Below are 7,424 nucleotides of genomic sequence, written 5' to 3' on the forward strand. Positions count from 1 at the left end.
AGATGTTACGATAGGATTGCTATAAGTTAATGTCGCACCTTTCATTACTTCTTCATCAGCTTTTAATTCTGTTAATTTAGCTGTAATTGTCCAGCCTTCACGTGTACCACGTGCATCAACTACTTGCATTGATGGTGTGATTGCTTCTTTAGGAAATGCATCTTCATCAGCATATTCTTTTTCAATTTTGCCTGTAAATTCTGACGCTTTACCTAAACGTTCACCATTTTCTGCTTGTGCTCTTGAATAGAATTGAGCAGCTGTCATTTGTTGTTTACCATTTAGTTTAACTTCTTTAAAGAATAGTGGACTCACTTGAGAGATACCAATTGAACCATGGATTACTTCTGGTGGATCAACAACTGGTTTTGTTGGGTCTACTTCTGGGTCAATTTCTTTTGCTGCTGAAATTTTTACTTGCATGTCATTTGATTTATTCAAATCTTTTTGAATTTCTTCTGCAGTAGCTGCAAATGCTGGTGTTGCTAATGATAATACTAAACCTGATAATAAAACTGTACCTAATATTTTATTTGCTTTCATTTTAAAATCTCCTCTTTTTTTTATTTATTATTTAGCTGGTAATTGTGTATCTAAATCAACAACTGACCATGTCATAATTCCTTCGTAGGTACCTGTAAAGTTACCTGCTGGAATCACTAATTCAACTTTATCTTCTTTAGAAGTATTTGTGTTAAATACCCATGTACCCATACCATTTTCTTTTGCTGCTTCAGCAAATTTTTGAGGTTCACCGTATTTTCCTTCAACAAATTTGTAACCTAATGTTACTGGTTTTGCTTGTGGATTTTTGTTATCAACTGTTGTGTAAACATTTGTTTCTGGACTAACTGTTGGAATACTAATATAAGCACCTTTTAATTCTGATTTATTGCCTTCTTTAACAGTTGTACTCATCATTTTGCTTTGAGCTAAACGAAGTGTCCATCCTGCACCAGTACCACGTTTGTCCGTTACTTGAATATTACGCTTTTGGTTATCTTTACCTCTACCACCAGTATTGATATCTTTTAATCCAGTTCTAAATTCATTAGATGCTAATTTTACATCATTGAATTTAAAATCGATTAAGTTATCTACTGTTAAATTACCTTTTTGTCCAGTTGGATCAGTTGGGTCGACTGGTGTTGTTGGCTCTTCGTCACCTGGTAATACTGTAACGTTTGCTGTGTTTTCACCTTTTGTTGCATCTGCTGCCGCAAAAGTTGTTAGTGCTGCACCAGATACTGATAGTGCAACTAATGCTGTTGTTGCTAATAATTTTTTACTCATTTTATCGTTCTCCCCTTTTTTGATAAGTTTTATATGACAAAGCGCCCATAAATAAAACAAGCGCTAAACCAATGTAAGTTACTAGGCTACTTGAGGTTTCACCTGTTTTTGGTAAAATTTTATAAAATGTTTTACCGTTGTCGTCTCCGTCTCCCTTTTTAATCGGATCAACGATTTTTTTAGGAGGTTCCGGTTCACCTTTGATTGTTTTTTCAGCAAACCCTACTGTTGCTTCCGATTCCACATCACCATCTGCTGCAAATATTTCGATTGGCAGAGCCAGTGATAATGAAAAAGAAAAAACAAAAAATAAAACTAACTTTTTAAAAGATTTCATTTTACATATCACCTTTTCCTTCTCTTTTCCTGTATCCAAGTTACTTCGCTGTTTCCTTAGCTGTATCAGGTGTTACCTTCCAAACTAAAGTCCCAGTAAAATCGCCAGAATAATTTCCTGAGTACTGCACCATGTACAAACCTTTCATTCCATTAGCAGGACCTTTCAAAGAAAAGGTATTAAAATGTTTTTCTTTTTTAGAACTCATAACTAGTACTGGTTTACCCTCACTAATCGATAACGGCTCTGAACTATCTTCTTTTTTAAATTGAAGTTCCCCGTTGTATTTTTTTTCTGCTTTATTTAAGATGTCACCTTTTAATTCTACCGTCATTTTTGTATCCACACTATTTCGAGTGTCATACATTTCAACAGTTGATTCTTCATCATTTCCTTGAAGTGAATATTTTTTACTTTCATCATTACTGATTAATAAATTACCTTTATCATCACCAAACGAAAGCTCTGGAACTTTAGTAATATTTACTTCACCATTGTAGAAATACTTAATTTCAAAATCTTCATTCGGAACTTTTGTTGGTGTTGGAGTTACTTCTTCACCCTTAACAAATACCTTATAACCATCTAATTTAGTATAACCTTCATAATCTAATTTCAACGGCTTATCTTTTTGATTTTGAGCAGCTTCAAGAGCCACGTTCAAGTCAGAATCAATTTCCAAGTCGTCTAAATCATAAATTTTGCTTGGCGTACTTGCTTTTATATCTTCTAAAATAAATTGATTACTTGCTTGTTCAATACGTGAAATTTTAGCATTAACAGCTAGTACTTTATAGATTACTGATATACCTGTTTTATAATTCTCATTAAGTTTAGCAATAGTAATTTTCCCAGTTTTTGGATTCAACGTTATATTTTTATCCACCGCTGGATCTGGTAAAATTCCCTCTAACGGCAATTCTTTTTCGCCTACTTTAACAGTTAAGGGAACAGTTACTTCAACTTTAGAACCGTCCAAAGCATACTTAGTATCCTCATAACCTTGAGGTGTTGAAATGGACTTATCCCTTGTGTCTTTATAGTTAAGAGAAACTTTCCTTAAATTATTAACAGTAAATTGCATTTCGTTATAATGAGGTACATTTTGTTTATCTGTAGATCCTAATAATTCATTATACTCAGAATCCTTTATAATAAACTTAATGACGTTGGGTTTGCCAATATTAAATTTTTCTTTTGGAACTACAAAATCAAATTCCCCTTGGGTGGCTTCTGGTATATCTTTTTGAATCTGAATTATATCCAACTTTTCATTATTCAAATAAGGCTGGATGGTTAAACCACTTGATTTGGCATTTTGATCAAACCATTTTGGTTTTAAAACAAAATCCTCATCTTCTTTTTTATCCATTTCTGAATATTCAGAAATTGCCGGTTTATCGTATAATGTATCAACACCTGTTCCAAATTGCATCGTTATACTTTGACCTTTTGATAATTCTTTTGATGGTGACTTAAAACCTATTCCAGATGCATACTGTTTAAACTGTCCGTAATCAGCTGGATTTCTGGCATTTATCATTTCCCCGAACTTGCCATTCTTAGGAACAGCTTCCGCCCCAGTTCCTAAAGCATTAGAAGGATTATAACTATTTAAAGCTGCGCTTACCGGCTGTAAGAAAGAAACTGTATGTGCTGACTCATTAAATGGCCCCCAGTCCCCATTTATAAAAGGAATATTTTGCGTAGCCTCCGTAACAACAAAGTTTTCTGGTGGATATTGCAAACCATCTACTCGCCATGAAAGAATTGTCTTATCAGTTCCTGTGTTTGTCGAATAAAAGCCTTTAGGTTTACCGTCTTTATCAACACCTAGAGAATAATAAGGAACTGAGTTTGTTACTAGATTTGCTGATGGTCGATGTTCGAAAACACTGTTATAAAGCAAACGATATATTTTTTTTGTTCCACTTAAGTTATACATTTCAAATTCGTTAGTAAAATTTTGTTGTTTCAGGTTTGGGGCAAATGACATTTTTAATATCTTGTCACCCTTGTTGTTTTGCGCAAGAAAAATCGCTTTTTCTTCTTTCATATTCCAAAATATATTAGAGTACCTTGAATCTTTTGCCCAATTAAACTGAACAGGTTTTGCTTGCGCCTCTTTATTAGAATCAAACTCCAAAAATGTCATCCCTTGAACATATGTTTCATATTCAACATTAGGGTCCTGTTTACGTTTTCCATTACTTATCGACGGAGTATATTTTGTAAAATCAGCTCCCTCATCACCATATACAAAAGGTAGCAATGTAAATGTTAAGTTTTGAGTATCATTTTGTGGACGACGATCCACGTTATAATAATTTGGTATAAAATTTGCTAAGGCATCAGAATCTGTTGTTCTATAATCAGCACCGAACTGAGTACCATCATAAGTATATAAAGGTCTAATCGATTGATATAAACCATACCCTGAACCAAACATAAACTTAAAATCAGGTTTATTAGGGCGTTCTTTAGGAAATCGTTTAATCGATTTACTGTAAAAAGGTTGAGAGTACTCACTAGGTTGCTTTTTTAACCCACCTAACCCCGCATCATTTCGAATAACATAACCATTGTTTAAATAATATTCTTGTAACTCCGAATAAAATTGATTTGTCGTTTGCCCATCCTTATATTTTGGTTCCTCCTCAGTCGCAGCAAAGGCTTGTTTGTTTCCAGTAAAACCAAATACCAAACTGCATGTGAATGTTAGAAAAAGGATTTTCTTATTTTTTTTCATATATTTAACCTCCTTTTCTTCATAAAGAATTACCAACAATCCTTTAATCTAATGAAACAAATAACAAGAATAAATAAGCTAAGTGAAATTGGGTACTTCTTTAAAAAAGGTTTCATAAAAAATTCATTTAACTTCATTGTTTATTCATAAACAAACTAATTCTTATTCTTCGTTTAGTAATTATAGTACATACTAAATTTATCATACGTTTAACGATTTTGGAATATTAATGCTTAAAATATATTTCGATGACTAAAAACTTTCTTTTAGTGAACACTTTAATTATAAACATTAATTGAGATTTAATAACGATTAATCGTTTTTAACGAGACTTAACGGACTAAAAAAGAAAATTAAAACGTTTTAATTTTTTTTTTTTTGTCATTGTTATTTAAATTTTAAATAAATAACAAAAAATATTTATTTATTATAGCTTTTATTTTAGTATCTGTTTTATTTTTTCTATATGAAAATGCTTTACTATGTTAATTATTTATCTAAAAAGATGATCTCTATTTACCAAACAAATTTTATTCTAATATTATCTTATAATGTTTTTAAAATAAGATGATTACTTTTTAGCAGTGTTCTTAGTTACTTATCACCGATTTAATTTACATTAACTACTGAATAGTCATTTAAAACAGTATGGAAATGTTTTTTACAATAAATGATTAATTATAATTCACATTTCTTAATTTATTTTTTGTCTATTTACTTATATATTTTATATTTAGCGATAGTTTTCCAATTCTTTATAACTGGTTATATAGTCAATTGTTTTATGTTAACAGATAAAATGTTGTTCTTTTTTTTTAAAAGAATGTGATAATAAATCTTACATACTTTTCAAATTAAAAAAAAAACGTTATTTAATATCACAAATCCCTACTATAATTTCTTTTTTTTAAATAAACAGTGATAAACAAAACATAAAATACATATTTTTATGTTTGGTATTTTTTCTTATTAACTATACCACCGCTTTTTCCTCATCGTTTTTTAACATTTCTTATATTTTTTTAATTTAAATTGAAAATGAAAAGGCTTTATAAAAAAATATATAATAATTTCACAATAGAAAAATGGAAGTTATAAAAAAAAAACACTCCTTTTATGTTAAAAAGGAGTATTTTTTATCTAGTTACTTTTTCTTCGATGAACTACTTTTATTTTTTTTACTTTTGCTCTTACTGCTGCTGCTACTTTTAGACGATTTCTTTTTAGTACCTTTTGAACTACTGCTCTTCTTAGATGCTTTTCTTTCTTTTTCTTTCTTTTTCTTCTTATTATGTTTAACCAATACAACAATTAAAATAATAAGAATAACGCCTACTAATGAACCAATTAAAATCCAAATCCAAATTGGTAACGATTCTTTTTCAGGTAAATCAACCGCTTCTTCATTCAGTTTTTCACTATCCTCTTTGGTAATCTTAAAATCTTTTTTAAATGGCCATTCTCTTTCACCAGATGTTGCAACCATATCTAACGTGTAGTCCCCTGGCTCTAAAGGTTGATCATTCCAACTAATTGGAAAATCAAAGTTAGAATTTGGTGCCATTTCCATGTCTTTCTTCTCAGTTTTCTTAAGAACCTCTGTACTGCCTTTTTTTGTAATTTTAGCAACAACATTCAATTTACCAAACATTGTTGGTGTTTCATTTTGAATGTTAGCCGTCACAGCTGTGCGGTATCCAACTAAAGCTGGTTTAACGTCGTTTAATTTTAATTCTGTTTTGACTGTTTCTTCATTTTGACGTAGAACAATCGGTTTGATAACTTGAAACTTATTGGTTATTTTAACACCTTGTGATTTTTCTTTTTTATCAGAATCTTTTTTGTCATCTACTGTTTCAGCAACAAGTCCACCTACAAGTACCCCTTTTACATCTTCTTTTGGCATGGTTAACTTAAATGTTAATTCTTTTTTCTCATTAGGTTTCAGTTCAACTGTTTGAGCTTCTGAAACGAGAGTTGTCATTGGATGCTTTAATGTTTTATCTAATTTTTTATCATCCGTTGTGTAATCAACTAATCCAGTTTGACTGGTATAAGAGTTTGAAGGTGTCACTTTTATTTTTTGAGTCGCATTACTTGAGCTTAGTACTGTTACTTTTAAATCTGTACTTTCACCTGGCTTCATCAACAAATCAAAGTAGCTTTCATTCTCTCCTTTTTTTCTATGTTTATCAGAGATTGTCGCATCCAAATTAAAACTCATACCTGAGTTTTCGTTTGCCGCTAATACTTTAACACCATTAAACAATGTGCTAAAAATAAAAAGTGAAATAAATGCTGTTAAATACCACAATTGTCTTTTTTTCATACTGACTCCTTAATAATATTTTATTTACTATAAATCAATTATAAGGGTATTAAAGAAAAAATCAATTATTTAACAATATTTTTGAAACTTTAATTAACATATTTTTACTTTAGAAGAAATAAAATAATTTTATATTACGGGAAATAATAAATCCATCAATAGAATAAGCGTTCAAAATCAGTGGTTTAACTAAAAAAACGAAAAGAATCACATAACAAAGATTTGTTATGTGATTCATCTTTATTCATCTGAAATTTTACTTGCCATTTTCAAACTCGGGTCTAATTTTTTCTCAACAAGACTTAACAACCAATCTGTCACAATCGCCATTAAGGCTGTTGGTAGCGCACCAACTAAAATAATCGCTGTTCCATCTGTTGCATTAGTTCCTCGAATAATAATATCCCCAAGACCTCCTGCACCAACAAAGGAGCCAATAGCTGTAATACCAATCGCTACAACAAGGGCATTTCTAAGTCCTGCCATAATAACTGATACTGACAAGGGCAACTCTATTAAATAAAGTCGCTGAAATGGTGTCATCCCCATGCCTTTTCCAGCATCTAAAATATCGTAACTGACTTGCCTCATACCTGTGTAGGTGTTAGAAATAATCGGTAATAAGGAATATAGAAATACGGTAACAATGACTGTATTTACTCCCAATCCAAGTCCCAACATTAATAAAGAAACCATTGCTAGAGAAGGTATTGTCT

General features: G+C 31.0%; 6 protein-coding genes. All 6 read right to left on the reverse strand.

What is annotated here, in order from left to right; translation table 11 throughout:
- Positions 1-543, reverse strand: a 543-nt coding sequence (locus tag RR554_RS10725; protein ID WP_332467997.1) for a WxL domain-containing protein, incomplete at its 3' end; no start/stop codon positions are given.
- Positions 544-570: 27 nt separating this feature from the next.
- Positions 571-1,293 (reverse strand): WxL domain-containing protein, encoded by a 723-nt coding sequence (locus RR554_RS10730; RefSeq protein WP_332467998.1) that lies wholly within the window; start codon positions 1,291-1,293, stop codon positions 571-573.
- Between the two features lies 1 nt (position 1,294).
- Positions 1,295-1,630 carry an LPXTG cell wall anchor domain-containing protein gene (locus RR554_RS10735; protein ID WP_332467999.1) on the reverse strand — a complete coding sequence of 112 codons (336 nt, stop codon included), beginning with the start codon at positions 1,628-1,630 and terminating at the stop codon, positions 1,295-1,297.
- Between the two features lie 40 nt (positions 1,631-1,670).
- Entirely contained in the window at positions 1,671-4,379 is a 2,709-nt protein-coding gene (locus tag RR554_RS10740) for a hypothetical protein (RefSeq protein ID WP_332468000.1), read from the reverse strand.
- A 1,144-nt stretch (positions 4,380-5,523) separates the two neighbouring features.
- A complete protein-coding gene (locus tag RR554_RS10745) occupies positions 5,524-6,708 on the reverse strand; it encodes a DUF916 and DUF3324 domain-containing protein (protein WP_332468001.1) in 1,185 nt (394 codons plus the stop codon).
- A gap of 240 nt (positions 6,709-6,948) precedes the next feature.
- Positions 6,949-7,424: ABC transporter permease (locus RR554_RS10750; RefSeq protein WP_332468002.1), on the reverse strand; the 476-nt coding region annotated here is incomplete at its 5' end.

Source organism: Vagococcus sp. (genome assembly GCF_036639995.1).
GTDB lineage: Bacteria > Bacillota > Bacilli > Lactobacillales > Vagococcaceae > Vagococcus.